The 12,968-nt window shown below is 56.4% G+C and carries 13 protein-coding genes and 1 other RNA gene; 5 read left to right on the top strand and 9 right to left on the bottom strand.

Annotated elements, in window-relative coordinates; translation table 11 throughout:
- Positions 1 to 48: 48 nt before the first annotated feature.
- The 6 genes from ssrA to QZ326_RS07285 all read right to left on the bottom strand — a co-directional run bounded on the left by ssrA (position 49) and on the right by QZ326_RS07285 (position 4,141).
- Positions 49 to 411, bottom strand: a transfer-messenger RNA (tmRNA) gene (gene ssrA / locus QZ326_RS07310).
- A gap of 276 nt (positions 412 to 687) precedes the next feature.
- Complete coding sequence (locus tag QZ326_RS07305) at positions 688 to 1,446, bottom strand: SDR family oxidoreductase (RefSeq protein WP_295743279.1); 759 nt, start codon at positions 1,444 to 1,446, stop codon at positions 688 to 690.
- 40 nt (positions 1,447 to 1,486) lie between these two features.
- Entirely contained in the window at positions 1,487 to 2,014 is a 528-nt protein-coding gene (locus tag QZ326_RS07300) for a peptidylprolyl isomerase (RefSeq protein ID WP_295743276.1), read from the bottom strand.
- A gap of 134 nt (positions 2,015 to 2,148) precedes the next feature.
- Positions 2,149 to 2,607 (bottom strand): hypothetical protein, encoded by a 459-nt coding sequence (locus QZ326_RS07295; protein ID WP_295743273.1) that lies wholly within the window; start codon positions 2,605 to 2,607, stop codon positions 2,149 to 2,151.
- 377 nt (positions 2,608 to 2,984) lie between these two features.
- Positions 2,985 to 3,452, bottom strand: a complete 468-nt coding sequence (gene smpB, locus QZ326_RS07290; RefSeq protein WP_295743270.1) for an SsrA-binding protein SmpB — start codon at positions 3,450 to 3,452, stop codon at positions 2,985 to 2,987.
- A gap of 68 nt (positions 3,453 to 3,520) precedes the next feature.
- A complete protein-coding gene (locus QZ326_RS07285; RefSeq protein ID WP_295743267.1) occupies positions 3,521 to 4,141 on the bottom strand; it encodes a recombinase family protein in 621 nt (206 codons plus the stop codon).
- 337 nt (positions 4,142 to 4,478) lie between these two features.
- On the opposite strand from QZ326_RS07285, the gene QZ326_RS07280 reads away from it, so the two are divergent.
- The gene (locus tag QZ326_RS07280) at positions 4,479 to 5,099 is read left to right on the top strand and encodes a glycoside hydrolase family protein (protein ID WP_295743264.1); all 621 of its coding nucleotides are present in this window, start codon (positions 4,479 to 4,481) and stop codon (positions 5,097 to 5,099) included.
- A gap of 304 nt (positions 5,100 to 5,403) precedes the next feature.
- Here the strand turns inward: QZ326_RS07280 and QZ326_RS07275 are convergent, their stop codons facing one another.
- Both QZ326_RS07275 and QZ326_RS07270 read right to left on the bottom strand, forming a co-directional pair.
- Complete coding sequence (locus tag QZ326_RS07275) at positions 5,404 to 6,732, bottom strand: MATE family efflux transporter (protein WP_295743261.1); 1,329 nt, start codon at positions 6,730 to 6,732, stop codon at positions 5,404 to 5,406.
- A complete protein-coding gene (locus tag QZ326_RS07270) occupies positions 6,725 to 7,576 on the bottom strand; it encodes a GNAT family N-acetyltransferase (RefSeq protein ID WP_295743258.1) in 852 nt (283 codons plus the stop codon). Before QZ326_RS07270 ends, QZ326_RS07275 begins: the two co-directional genes overlap by 8 nt.
- Positions 7,577 to 7,829: 253 nt before the next feature.
- Here QZ326_RS07270 and nifS point away from each other — a divergent pair, with 253 nt between their 5' ends.
- Positions 7,830 to 9,017 carry a cysteine desulfurase NifS gene (nifS, locus tag QZ326_RS07265; protein ID WP_295743256.1) on the top strand — a complete coding sequence of 396 codons (1,188 nt, stop codon included), beginning with the start codon at positions 7,830 to 7,832 and terminating at the stop codon, positions 9,015 to 9,017.
- A gap of 12 nt (positions 9,018 to 9,029) precedes the next feature.
- A complete protein-coding gene (gene nifU / locus QZ326_RS07260) occupies positions 9,030 to 9,461 on the top strand; it encodes a Fe-S cluster assembly scaffold protein NifU (RefSeq protein WP_295743281.1) in 432 nt (143 codons plus the stop codon).
- Positions 9,462 to 9,574: 113 nt separating this feature from the next.
- Here the strand turns inward: nifU and QZ326_RS07255 are convergent, their stop codons facing one another.
- The gene (locus tag QZ326_RS07255) at positions 9,575 to 10,006 is read right to left on the bottom strand and encodes an Rrf2 family transcriptional regulator (protein WP_295743252.1); all 432 of its coding nucleotides are present in this window, start codon (positions 10,004 to 10,006) and stop codon (positions 9,575 to 9,577) included.
- A 230-nt stretch (positions 10,007 to 10,236) separates the two neighbouring features.
- Between QZ326_RS07255 and cysK the strand changes: the two genes are divergently transcribed.
- Together cysK and QZ326_RS07245 are read left to right on the top strand one after the other, a co-directional pair.
- Entirely contained in the window at positions 10,237 to 11,169 is a 933-nt protein-coding gene (gene cysK / locus QZ326_RS07250; protein ID WP_295743249.1) for a cysteine synthase A, read from the top strand.
- Positions 11,170 to 11,261: 92 nt separating this feature from the next.
- Entirely contained in the window at positions 11,262 to 12,545 is a 1,284-nt protein-coding gene (locus tag QZ326_RS07245) for an O-acetylhomoserine aminocarboxypropyltransferase/cysteine synthase family protein (RefSeq protein ID WP_295743246.1), read from the top strand.
- Positions 12,546 to 12,968: the final 423 nt, after the last annotated feature.

Raw genomic sequence — 12,968 nt, 5'->3', positions numbered from 1 at the left:
ATACACCGCCAGACTGATGTTTGACATGGTGTTCGTATACCTAACGTTTGGTGGAGGTGGGGGGAGTTGAACCCCCGTCCGAAAGCACTTTAACGGGATGTTCTCCGGGCGCAGACGATTATTGCGGAAGTCTTCCTTCCTGTTCCCCTTCCAGACGGCAAACCGTCACGCCGCCAAGTCAGGTGAGCTTCATGATGTGTGGCACGGGCAAAGCTTACCGTACGCACATTTACCGCTAAACGACGCCCTTCCCAGCTCGCGGTCCTTCCGGGTCGGACGGCTGCCTTTAATTAGGCAGCAACAGCAACAGTGTTGTTGTTATTTGATTTATAAATTGCCCGTTTTATGGCGGTCAGGCGCCGCCGCCCGCTGATCCCGCCTCCATACCCCCGTCGAAACCGGTACACCCCCGTCGTCGGGGCAAAATCCGCTTCACTCCGTTTCCGCCTTGCGGCGAAAACTGCGCTTCGCTCTTTTCCCCTCCTTTTCCCGCGCGACTCGCTCCACTGGACTCGCACAGGAGACCGGTGAGGCAAGTAATTCCTCCTCTTCCCCCACGATTTGCAGCAGAAAAAGAGGTGCGGAATTGAGATTGGCATCTATGAGGTACTGCGGGAAACTGCTATCTGAAATCGTAACACATTTCTCTGTCGAAATGTGTTACGATTCCGTGACATTTTTATTTTTTCAGGTTTTTGTAAACTTGACCATCAGCTTTACCGGCGTGACCTTCGCCAACAGACGGTAGAACTTGTAAAAGAGCTTGGGCGTATAGATGGTCCGGCCCGCTCTGGCAGCCCGCAGGGCGCCTGCCGCCACCCGGACCTGATCGCAGTAGGGAAGCATCTCGAACGTCTTGGAGTTGCCGGCAATATTGCCCGCCTCCAGGAACTCCGTGGCCATAGGGCCGGGACACACCGCCGTGACGGTGATGCCCTGCGGGCGCAGCTCCTCTGCCGCGCCCACGGTGTATGCGGAGACGTAGGCCTTGGAGGCGGAGTACACCGTCATACGGGGGTTGGGGCAGAAGGAGGCGATGGAGGACACGTTCAAAATCCGCCCGGCCCGGGACATATACGGCACCACCATGTTGGTGACAGCGGTCAGAGCCCGCAGGTTCAGATCCACCATGCGGGTCTGAGAGGCGGTGTCCGCCTCTCCGATACGGCCCAAGTAGCCGCAGCCGGCGTTATTTACCAGCAGCGCTACCTCCGGCTTATCCTCGGCCAATCTCTCCTGGAGCTGCACAAAGCTCATGGGGTCGCACAGATCCAGGGGAAGGCACACAATATCTTTGCCGGGCAGGGTCTCCGCCAGCTCCTCCAGCCGGTCCGCCCGGCGGGCGATGAGCCAATAGCTCTCGATCTCAGGGAACATATCCCCGGCCTGCCGGACGATCTCCCGGCCAAGGCCCGCGGACGCCCCGGTGATAATGGCAGTTTTCATAAAGCGCCTCCTTTGCAGATCATTTGGCTGACAGGGTTCTTCAGTGGGTCTCGGGGGCGGGGTACTCCACACCGTGTGTATCCACTTTGACGGACTGGATCACCACTGGCTTTTTGGGCTGGTCGTCCATCATGTTCCGGGGCACCCGGGAGATGGCGACGGCGTGATCCGTGCCGTCGATAATCTGGCCAAAGGCGGCATATTGGCCGTCCAGATGGGGAGCCGGGGCCACCATGATGAAAAACTGGCTCCCGGCGGAGTTGGGGGCCATGGTGCGGGCCATGGACAGTACGCCGGTGGTGTGGGCCAGGTCGTTCTGGGCAAAACCGTTGCCGGAGAACTCCCCATCGATCTCATAGCCGGGGCCGCCCATGCCGGTGCCGTCGGGGCAGCCGCCCTGGATCATGAAGCCGGGGATCACCCGGTGGAAGGTCAGGCCGTCATAAAAGCCCTTGCCGGCCAGGGAGATGAAGTTGTTCACCGTATTGGGGGCCTTTTCCGGGTACAGCTCGGCAGTCATGACCTTGCCGTCCTCCATGGTGATGGTGACAATGGGATGGTTGGACATATCGTTTTATTCCTTTCTGGGCGCTCGCACTTTTGGGGAGCGCGGTCTGATGTAGTCAATGCACAGGGGCACCACCTCTCCCGCAGGCAGGCGGGGGCCGCCTGTCCGGCTGAAAATCCGCGATCTGCGGCTTTTCAAATGTGCTGGCGATAGATGATATTGTGGTCCGTCAGGAAGTCCATGAACTGGGGGCCAAAGTCATCCCGCGTACTGAACTTCGCCAGGGTTTTGCCCCTCTTGTCATACAAAATGTAGCACTCGCCGGAGCGCTGGAAGTAAAAACCGCCCACGTCTTCCAGGCGCAGCTCCCGGAAGCCGCCAAAGGTGGTGATCTGCATCCGGTCTCCCTCCACGGTGAGAACAGGCGGGAAGAGCTGCCCCTTCACCAGCGCCAGGACCCAGGGACCAGCGATCAGGATGATGGTTTCCGCCAGCAGGATATCCAGGCTCCCTGCCGTCCAGGAGCCGCCGAAAACCGCCACGGCGGGAACGCCGAAGAGGAACAGCAGCAGCCCCAGACCCATCTCCAGGGCGATCCACACCCCGGTGGGCCCAGTCCGCCGGAGCTGAAGCGTGAAGCGGGGGCCGAACACCCTTTCCATATCCGTGTGGCGGATGGGTACGCCATCCGCCGGAACTGCGGGGGCAGGCTCCAGAGGCTGGCCGTCCGGACGGTAAAAGGGTATGCCCTGACTGCGCAGGTACTGGAGAAAGACCCCCCGTTTTTCTCCCCGGCAGTGAAGCGGCAGAGGGTCCTGCCCTGAGCGTCAAACAGGACGTTTTCAAAACTCCTGCCCCTGGGACGGTGGACAGTAAGCCCCGCCGCCTGCCGGACGAAAAAGGTCCGTCCCTTCCGCAGCGGAGGCTCTACACGGATGACGGGACCCTGGACGGTAATCACCCGTCCGCCGCCCTCGTTTACCTTGAAGGAGACGGGAACCGTCAGTCCGGCGCCAGTTATGCGCACCCATCATCGGGTCTTCATAGCCCGCTCCATTTCCCGCTTGGCGTCCCGCTGAGCGGCGGCGTCCCGCTTGTCGTAGTTCTTCTTGCCCTTGCACAGGCCGATCTCCACCTTGACCCGCGCGTCCTTGAAGTACACGGACAGGGGCACCAGGGTGTAGCCGTCCTGCTTGATAAGGGCGTGGAGCTTGCGGATTTCCCGGCGGTGCATCAGCAGCCGCCGGATGCGGATAGGGTCCTTGTTGAAGATGTTGCCCTTCTCGTAGGGGGAGATGTGCATTCCGTGGACAAACAGCTCCCCATCCTTGACGGTGCAGTAGGCGTCCTTCAGGTTCAGCGTGCCGGCCCGAATAGACTTGACCTCCGTACCGGCCAGCTCAATGCCGGCTTCATATTTCTCCTCAACGTAGTAGTCATGGAAAGCCTTGCGGTTCTGCGCCGCGGTTTTGATTCCCTTTTTCTCCGTAGGACTCACCTCTTTTACCGGGGGATGTTCAAATTATACCACTCTAAATTAAAATATACCACATTTTTCCGCTGGCTTCAAGTGTGATCTTGCCGCTTTGTGTTTTCGTAGGCCCGAGCCCGGTAGCGGAAGGTGGAAAGGGGCATTCCGCACTCTCTGGCCGCCGCCACGCCGGTGATAGCCCCGATCCTCCAGCGCTGATAGACATTTTGATAATTCTCCGGCAGCGGCCGGGGCGGTCTGCCGAAGCGGACCCCTCTGGCCCTGGCCGCCTCAATGCCCTCCGCCTGCCGCCGGCGGATATTGGTGCGTTCGCTCTCCGCCACAAAGGACAGGATCTGCAGCACCAGGTCGGCGATGAAGGTTCCCATCAGGTCCTTGCCGCTGCGGGTGTCCAGCAGGGGCATATCGATGACGCAGACGTCCACACCGATCTCCTTGGTCAAAACCCGCCACTGGTTCTGGATCTCTTCGTAATTCCGCCCCAGCCGGTCAATGCTCAGAATGTACAGCAGGTCTCCCGACCGCAGGCGCCGCACCATCTTTTTGTACTGCGGCCGGTTGAAGTCCTTTCCGGACTGCTTGTCCATGTAGATGTTCTCCTTAGGCACGGCCCTCTTTCGCAGCGCGATCCGCTGCCGGTCCTCGTTCTGGTCTATGCTGGATACCCGGATGTATCCGTAGGTGTTTTCCCCCATGGAAGCTCCTCCGTTTTTTATTTCTCCTTAAAATGTGCCCTGTATTTGCAGCCGGCGGACGCTGTCCGCTGGTGCGGTCACCTCCGCGTGGTACACTCCGGTTACAAATACAGCTCTTATTTTACAGGATAACAGCGGTTTTTGTCCCATTTTCCGCCGCACATTCTCCGCAAAAAACAAACAATTCCGGCGGTCAGGCCACAGAGCCGCGGGCACCGGGAAGAGAGTGTCCGCATAGACTGGGAGGACATTTGTTTTTCAAGGAGGTATGCCGGATGTGTGACTGGAAACGGCTGAGCGGAGAGAGAAATCAGCTCTGCCCGCCGGAGGCAGCATAATGGGGCGGCCCATCGGAGAGGCGGGCCTCGCCCTGATCAGACAGTTCGAAGGATGCCGCCTGACGGCGTACAAAGCTGTCCTGACGGAAAAATACTGGACCATCGGCTGGGGGCACTACGGCCCGGACGTGGAGGAGGGCCAGACTATCACCCAGGCGGAGGCGGACCGGCTGCTGAAGGCGGACTGCCAACGGTTCGCCGACGCGGTGGACGATCCGAAAAACTGCCCGCTGGCGGAGGAGCTCAATGACAACCAGAGGGACGCTCTGATCTCGTTTACCTTCAACTGCGGCGTAGGGCGCTTGAAAACACTGTGCAAAGGCCGCGGCCTGCCGGAGATCCGGGATGCTATGGCCCTTTACAACCGGGGCGGCGGGAAAAAACTGCCGGGCCTTGTCCGCCGCCGGGCGGCAGAGCAGGCGCTGTTTGACACGCCGGTCTCCGGGCAGGCTGCGGACAGCACTCCGGCCCCCGCCCACCGGGAGGGCGTGGCCTGGTGCGTGGAACACGGCATTCTCACCGGGAACGCAGACGGAGGCCTCATGCTGAGCCAGCCCGTAACCCGCCAGCAGCTGTGTACGATGTTGTACCGGCTGGCAAAGCTGATGGGCCAGGATTAAGCCTTGTTTGAACCGTCCGCGCCGCAGCTGCCTGCCTTTCGCCGGTCAAAGGGTACGAAGTGTGAAAACTGGAGACACGCTGTGCGTGTCTCCAGTTTTGCAGAAGTTTCGATTTGACTTTATTTGAAAAGTGACCCGGCAGATGACCTGGAGCAGTTCCCAGAAATCATGAGAAAAAAGGCAGTGGGGACGGGGAATGCAGAGCAAGGCGGAGGACGCGGGCGGGCTGACGCCCGCCAAGGACGGCAACGCAGCTATGCCTTTCCCGGACCGCTGAACTTTTCTCAGTATTTTGGGAATTGCTCTAATAAGCATATCTTTTCCGCTCATGGACCAGACAGGCGGCAGATACAATAAACATGATTCCTTCCGCAAACGGCACGGCCAGCCATACGCCGGCGATTCCCCAAATCCGCGGCAGCAGAAGAATGCCGCCGGACAGCAGTCCAAATGTCCGCAGAAATGAGAGGGCCGCAGACAATTTTCCGTTGGACAATGCTGTGAACATTGCGGATGTAAAATTGTTCAGGCCGCAGAATAGAAAGCTGTATGAAAAAATCGTAAAACCATTCGCCGCAATTAAATAAACTTCCGATGTATGATCCGCAAACAACCGCACAATATAGGAGCCGCCAAACATGGAAACTGCAAATACCAGCACCGATGCCAACCCGATAAACCGCATACTGATGGCGAAAACCCGTTTCAGTTGGACATCATTTCTGTTTCCGTAGTTAAACCCGATAATGGGTGCTGTTCCCATAGAGTAGCCGATATAAAGTGTGTTCAGCAGGAATTGAGAGTAGATAATAATGGTAATCGCCGCAACGCCATTTTCTCCCAGCAGGTTCATCATGGTGCGGTTGAACAGGAATGTTGTGACGGCGGTTGCCAACTGTCCCACCATTTCAGATGAGCCGTTGAAACAGCTTTCTCCTATCACAGCCCATTTCAATTTTGGCCTTGTGAAAGATAACGTTCCTTTGCTCCGTGCAAAATAGACCAGTCCGGCAACCGTAGGGATCAGGTAGCCGAAGCCAGTCCCCAAAGCCGCGCCTTGGATGCCCAGACCGCAGGGGACAATGAAAATGTAGTCCAGAATGATATTCACCACGCCAGCCAGAGCAGACAGCCCAAAACCGAGGCCCGGTTTTCCCGCCGTCACAAACAGGTTTGAAAACAGCGTTTGCAGGATATTGGCCGGAATGAACAGAAACAGCACCATGAGATAGTCCTTGCAATAGGGAAACAGCAGATCGCTGGCCCCAAGAGCATAAACAATTTTGTCAATCCAGATTGTCCCGCCTAAAAGAATGAGAAATCCTATCACCGCTCCTGTGAGTATGAGCAAGGTGAAATCTTCCTTGGCCTCCTGATTTTCACCCGCCCCCATTTTTCGGGAGACAATCGCGTTTCCGCCTGTTGCAATCATTGTCCCCAGCCCCACCGTGATATTGATAATGGGGCAAACAATATTGATAGAGGAAAGCGCGTCCGTATTCACAAACTGCGCCACAAAGATCGTGTCCACGATGGTGTATAGTCCCATAAAAATCATCATAACGATGGTGGGAAATGCGAAGCGCAGGAGTGACCCTGCGCTCCATTTTTGGTCTAAAATGTTATCATCCATTGTCGCCTTTCTCCTGTTTTGGTGGTAGAATAAGCCGCTGGGTTGGATAGCCAAATTCGGTCAGAAGTTCTGCCTCCGCAAAACCAAGCCGCTGATATTCCTCCCGCTGTCCCGTGTCGGCCTTATCCCCCGTGCGAAAGGTTGTGATACTGACTTCACGGCCCACAAGCAGATTGCGCATTATAAAGTCAAGAAGCGCCTTTGCCGCTCCGTAACGCCGGTACTGCGGGTGCACCGCCATAAAGTCGATGCTCCCAGTCTGATGGGAAAACGCAGCAGCACCGGTCATGACGGGGCCGTCCCGCATCACAAGGGCCTGCCGCCGCTGAATGTACTGTTTCACCTGTTCCAGATGGGCAGCTTCGTCAAGACATGGAAAACCGTCAATCACAAGAGTAATAAAGTTCATCCAGTCAGGAATGTCCGCCGACGCGGCATAAGATATTTCCTGTATGACAGTATCAGAGACTGACAGATTTTTGTTCAGCGTAAATTCCAGCTGCAGAGGATAAAAAAACTTGTTTTGCCTGTATTCCAGCGGCGTCTGCTTATACATGGCCTTGAAGACGGAAGCAAACGCCTGTTGGCTTTCATATCCCGCAGTCAGTGCAATCTCAATAATCGGCTTTTCAGAAAACACCAGCAGTTTTGCCGCCTCGGTTAACTTCCGGCGCTGGATATAGTCGTGGAGCGTCAGTCCAACGGTGTCTGTGAACATACGGTGCAGATGATATTTTGAATACCCCACTGCTTTTGCGACCGTATCCAAGTCCAGCTTTTCGTTTAGATGCTCCTCTATATATAAAATCACTGCCGCTATATTCTCAATCTTGTGGCCGTTCATGGTTTTCCCTCCTTTCACCCATATGATAGCAAACCAGCAGAGGCAATTTTTCATCATTCTTGCGGTCTTTCATTATAGAGTCAAAATAACCCGAAAAACAACAAAGTTGTTTTTCGGGCGGGCAAATGTTGACCTGCCCCATCAGCACAGCGAAAAACCGGCGCGCTCAATTTCCTATTGACAAAATAGGAAATTGAGCGCATAATAATTTTACCCACTAGTTTAATAGGCAAATAAACAACGGGAGGCTTTTATGATGATTTACGCAGATAATGCGGCCACGACAAAAATGAGCCGCACCGCCATAGCCGCCATGCTTCCCTATATGGAAGAATCTTACGGCAATCCATCCAGCCTGTATGCCTTCGGCCAGCAGGCCAGGGAGGCTCTGGAAGAGGCCCGCTCCCGTATTGCCGCCTGTTTGGGCTGTGAGCCCCGGGAACTGACGTTCACCTCCGGCGGCAGCGAGGCGGACAACCAGGCCATCCTCTCCGCCGCACATCTCGGTGGACGGCAGGGCAAACGTCACATCATCTCTACCGCCTTTGAACACCATGCCGTACTCCATACCTTGGACAGGCTGAAAAAGGAGGACTTTCAGATCACGCTGCTGGATGTTCACGAAGACGGCATTGTGGCAGCGGAGCAGGTACGCCGGGCTCTTCGGCCCGACACCTGTCTGGTCACTGTTATGTATGCAAACAACGAAATCGGCACCATCCAACCCGTGGGCGGAATCGGCGCGGTCTGCCGGGAGGCAGGGGTGCTCTTTCACACAGATGCGGTGCAGGCGGCGGGGCATCTTCCCATTGATGTCACGGCCCAGAATATCGATCTGTTATCCCTCTCCGCCCACAAATTCCACGGCCCAAAGGGCGTTGGCGCTTTGTACGCCAGGCATGGCGTGGCCCTCTCCAGCCTCATTGAGGGCGGCGCCCAGGAGCGGGGCCGCCGGGCCGGGACAGAGAACATCCCCGCCGCCGCCGGTATGGCGGCGGCGCTGGCAGACGCCTGTGAACACCTGGAGGAAAACGCCGCAAGGACCACGGTGCTGCGGGACCGGCTGATCGCAGGACTTTCAAAGATTCCACATGCTGTTTTGAACGGCGATGCAAAGAACCGCCTCCCCGGCAATGTAAATTTCTGCTTTGAGGGGATCGAAGGAGAGTCCCTGCTTCTGCTGCTGGACGACAAAGGCATATGCGCCTCTTCCGGCTCTGCCTGCACCTCCGGCTCTCTGGACCCCAGCCACGTGCTGCTGGCCATTGGCCGTCCCCACGAAATCGCCCACGGTTCTCTGCGGCTGACCATCGGCGAGGAGACCACAGAGGAAGAGATAAACTACCTGATCGCCGCTGTCCAGGACGCCGTTGCGTACCTGCGGAGCATATCCCCAGTATGGCGGGACTTGGAGCGCGGCAAAACACCCCACATCATTTGAGGAGGAATTATGATGGCACTATACAGTGAAAAAGTGATGGATCACTTCCGCAGTCCCCGGAACGTGGGAGTCATTGAGGATGCGGACGGCGTTGGCGAGGTGGGCAATGCCAAGTGCGGCGATATCATGAAAATCTATCTGAAAATTCAAGACGGCGTGATTGCAGACGTAAAGTTTGAGACCTTTGGCTGCGGCAGCGCCATCGCCTCCAGCTCTATGGCTACGGAGCTCATCAAGGGCAAGCCCATCGACCAGGCCATGGCTCTGACCAACAGGGCTGTGGCGGAGGCTCTGGATGGCCTTCCGGCCCACAAGCTCCACTGCTCCGTACTGGCGGAGGAGGCCATCAAGGCGGCGCTGAAGAACTACTATGACCGGCACGGCATTGCCTACGACCCGTCGCTGTTCCCGGACTGTGATCACTGTGAGGGCTGTGGGAACTAAGGAAATACTGAGAGATCAGAAATCTCCCCGGGCTTAAGCGAACAGGCCCTAAAAGGGGCGCATCCACAAGATCCTTTGTGGATGTGCCCCTTTTTGACCTTGTTCGAAAGCGCCTAAATCACATAGTCATTCCCCTGCGCTTCCCACTGCAGCAAATCCGCAAGCGTAATGCCGTCCAGATACTCGTTAATGACCCGGTCCAGCCCCTGCCACAGGGGCAAGGTCAGGCAGCTCGCTGCTCTGGAACAGGGGGCGGCATCCGTCTCCAGACATGTGACGGGGGCCAGCGAGTCCTCCGTCAGGCGCAGAATGGAGCCAACGGTATACTGCTGGGGAGCACGGGTCAGTTTATAGCCTCCGCCTTTTCCCCGGACACCGCTCAGCAGCTTGGCTCTCACCAGAATCTTAATAATGGCTTCCAGATATTTTTCCGAAATCTCCTGCCTTTGCGCAACCTCTTTCAGCGGAACATATCCCTCCGATGGGTGTTCAGCAAGGTCTACCATGACCCGCAAAGCGTATCGCCCTTTCGTTGAAATCAGCATAGTATACCTCCACCAGACAATAAACCTATTATATGGCACGGTTAATAGGAAATCAACTCAAATATTTTCCAAAGAGTTATTGACAAACCTGGCACTCTGTCATATAATCCATATCAACCAACTCGGAAAATTGGTATTATGGAAAGCGCGTATTGCCTGCATTTCCAATGCTGGCGATACCGCATCCAGGTATATATCATTCAACAACCAATATTGGGAGGACTGTCATCATGAGCAACATCTATACATCTGCCGATCAGCTGATTGGCAAAACCCCGCTTTTGGAGCTGGTCCATATTGAAAAGCGGGAGGGACTGGAGGCAAGGCTGTTGGCCAAACTGGAATACTTCAATCCCGCGGGCAGTGTGAAGGACCGTATTGCCAAATCCATGATTGATGACGCCGAGGCCAGGGGACTTCTGAAACCCGGCTCTGTCATTATCGAACCCACCTCCGGCAACACCGGTATCGGCCTGGCCGCTGTGGCTGCCGCCCGGGGCTACCGCATTATCATTGTGATGCCGGAGACCATGAGTGTGGAGCGCCGCCAGCTGATGAAAGCATACGGTGCGGAACTGGTTCTCACCGAGGGGGCCAAGGGCATGAAGGGTGCCATCGCCAAAGCTGAAGAACTGGCAGAGGAGATCCCTGACAGTTTCATTCCTGGCCAGTTTGTAAATCCTGCCAATCCCGCCGTCCACAGAACCACTACCGGCCCGGAAATCTGGGAGGACACGGACGGCGGGGTGGACATTTTTGTAGCAGGTGTGGGAACTGGCGGCACCATCACCGGTGTTGGTACATATCTCAAGGAGAAAAATCCCCGGGTAAAAATCGTGGCCGTGGAGCCCGCGGCCTCCCCGGTGCTAAGCGGGGGAACCTCCGGAAGCCATAAAATCCAAGGGATCGGCGCAGGCTTCGTTCCCGATGTGCTGGATACCGGTATCTACGATGAGATCATTGCCGTGGAAAATGACGATGCCTTTGCCGCCGGCAGGCAGGTGGGCAGGGCGGAGGGCGTACTGGTGGGTATCTCCTCCGGCGCGGCGGTCTGGGCGGCCATTCAATTGGCAAAGCGGCCGGAAAATAAGGGCAAAGTCATCGTGGCCCTGCTGCCGGACACCGGCGACCGGTATCTCTCCACACCGCTGTTCGCGGACTGACATAAAAAGCAATGCAGGCGCCCGTCATATAAGCAGCGGCCTCCATTCTCAGAAATTCTAAACCCTTATTAAAACAAAAAAGAGGTATTTCTATGAGCAGCTATAAGTTCGAGACCGTCCAGCTCCACGCAGGTCAGGAACAGGCAGATCCTGCCACCGACGCCCGGGCGGTACCCATCTATCAGACCACCAGTTATGTGTTCCACAATTCCGCTCACGCCGCCGCCCGGTTTGGTCTGACGGATGCAGGCAACATCTATGGCCGGCTGACCAATTCCACCCAGGATGTTCTGGAAAAGCGTATCGCAGCTTTGGAAGGCGGCGTGGCTGCTCTGGCCCTGGCCTCCGGCGCGGCGGCGATTGCCTACACCATTCAGGCTCTGGCCCAGGCGGGGGATCATATCGTGGCCCAGAAAACCATCTACGGCGGCAGCTATAATCTGCTGGCTCACACTCTGCCGCAGTTCGGTATAACCACCACCTTTGTGGATGCTCACAGCCTGGAGGAACTCACCGCCGCCATCCAGCCCAACACCAAAGCCGTCTATTTGGAAACTCTGGGCAACCCCAACAGCGACATCCCTGACATTGATGCCATCGCAGACATTGCTCACAGCCATGGCCTGCCCCTGGTCATCGACAACACCTTCGGCACCCCCTATCTGATCCGGCCCATTGAGCACGGGGCAGACATCGTGGTCCACTCCGCCACCAAGTTTATCGGCGGACACGGTACCACTTTGGGCGGCATCATTGTAGATTCCGGCAGCTTTGACTGGAAGGCCAGCGGCAAGTACGCCCCCATTGCCGCACCCAACCCCAGCTACCACGGAGTCAGCTTTGTGGACGCGGCGGGTCCCGCCGCCCTTGTCACCTACATCCGGGCCATCCTCCTGCGGGATACCGGAGCGGCCATCTCCCCGTTCAACGCGTTCCTGCTGCTCCAGGGCGTGGAGACCCTCTCTCTGCGCCTGGAACGACACGCAAAAAACACCGGGAAAGTGGTAGAATTCCTGTCCAAACACCCCCAGGTGGAAAAGGTCAACCACCCCAGCCTGCCGGATCACCCGGATCATGCCCTGTACAAAAAATACTTCCCCAACGGCGGCGCATCCATTTTTACCTTTGAAATCAAAGGCGGTCAGGCGGAGGCCCATCAGTTTATCGACAGCCTGGATATCTTCTCTCTGTTGGCCAACGTGGCGGATGTAAAATCTCTGGTCATCCACCCCGCCACAACCACCCATTCCCAGCTCTCTCAGAAAGAGCTGCTGGATCAGGGAATTAAACCCAACACAATCCGGCTTTCCATCGGTACTGAGCATATTGATGATATCATCGCCGATCTGGAGAAGGGATTTTCCGCAGTCGAATAGGTACTGCAGTGGTTCGCCTGAGAGGCATGCCTCCCAATGGTCTGTAATTTTGAATCCTGCTATCAGTTCGCAAACAACTCCGCTTTCGCCATTTCGCTGTTTCGCTGTTTCATCTTTATGAAAAGTGTACCACTCTTTCGGTAAAACACCGATCTGGAGAACTGCCTATAGCAAATGTCGAAATACCTGACAAGGAGGCGGCCAGGGGGCGTCCCCTACAGGGGTGTGCGGAGGACACCGCCCTCGGCAGCTTACTGGCGGCAATTCTGAAGGTTGCTATAGGCCCTGTTTGAAAAACAGGGCCTAGTTTCTCCATGCCGGTTATTGTTTATTTTGAGAATCGCTCTAGGCAGTGTTCACATAAAGGCGTCAACGATAAGAGCAAGATAAACAACAGAAAGAAAAACAATGTCAAGTTTATCA

The organism is uncultured Oscillibacter sp., assembly GCF_910587525.1.
Lineage (GTDB): Bacteria > Bacillota > Clostridia > Oscillospirales > Oscillospiraceae > Oscillibacter.
The sequence above is the reverse complement of the archived record's forward strand: the minus strand, read 5'-3'. Positions and strand labels throughout refer to the sequence as shown.

Coding starts and splice junctions, on each gene's coding strand:
- cysK (WP_295743249.1), top strand. CDS start 10,237: ATGAGCAACATCTATACATCTGCCGATCAGCTGATTGGCAAAACCCCG.
- QZ326_RS07280 (WP_295743264.1), top strand. CDS start 4,479: ATGGGGCGGCCCATCGGAGAGGCGGGCCTCGCCCTGATCAGACAGTTC.
- QZ326_RS07255 (WP_295743252.1), bottom strand. CDS start 10,006: ATGCTGATTTCAACGAAAGGGCGATACGCTTTGCGGGTCATGGTAGAC.
- QZ326_RS07270 (WP_295743258.1), bottom strand. CDS start 7,576: ATGAACGGCCACAAGATTGAGAATATAGCGGCAGTGATTTTATATATA.
- nifS (WP_295743256.1), top strand. CDS start 7,830: ATGATGATTTACGCAGATAATGCGGCCACGACAAAAATGAGCCGCACC.
- QZ326_RS07275 (WP_295743261.1), bottom strand. CDS start 6,732: ATGGATGATAACATTTTAGACCAAAAATGGAGCGCAGGGTCACTCCTG.
- QZ326_RS07245 (WP_295743246.1), top strand. CDS start 11,262: ATGAGCAGCTATAAGTTCGAGACCGTCCAGCTCCACGCAGGTCAGGAA.
- QZ326_RS07285 (WP_295743267.1), bottom strand. CDS start 4,141: ATGGGGGAAAACACCTACGGATACATCCGGGTATCCAGCATAGACCAG.
- QZ326_RS07300 (WP_295743276.1), bottom strand. CDS start 2,014: ATGTCCAACCATCCCATTGTCACCATCACCATGGAGGACGGCAAGGTC.
- QZ326_RS07305 (WP_295743279.1), bottom strand. CDS start 1,446: ATGAAAACTGCCATTATCACCGGGGCGTCCGCGGGCCTTGGCCGGGAG.
- nifU (WP_295743281.1), top strand. CDS start 9,030: ATGGCACTATACAGTGAAAAAGTGATGGATCACTTCCGCAGTCCCCGG.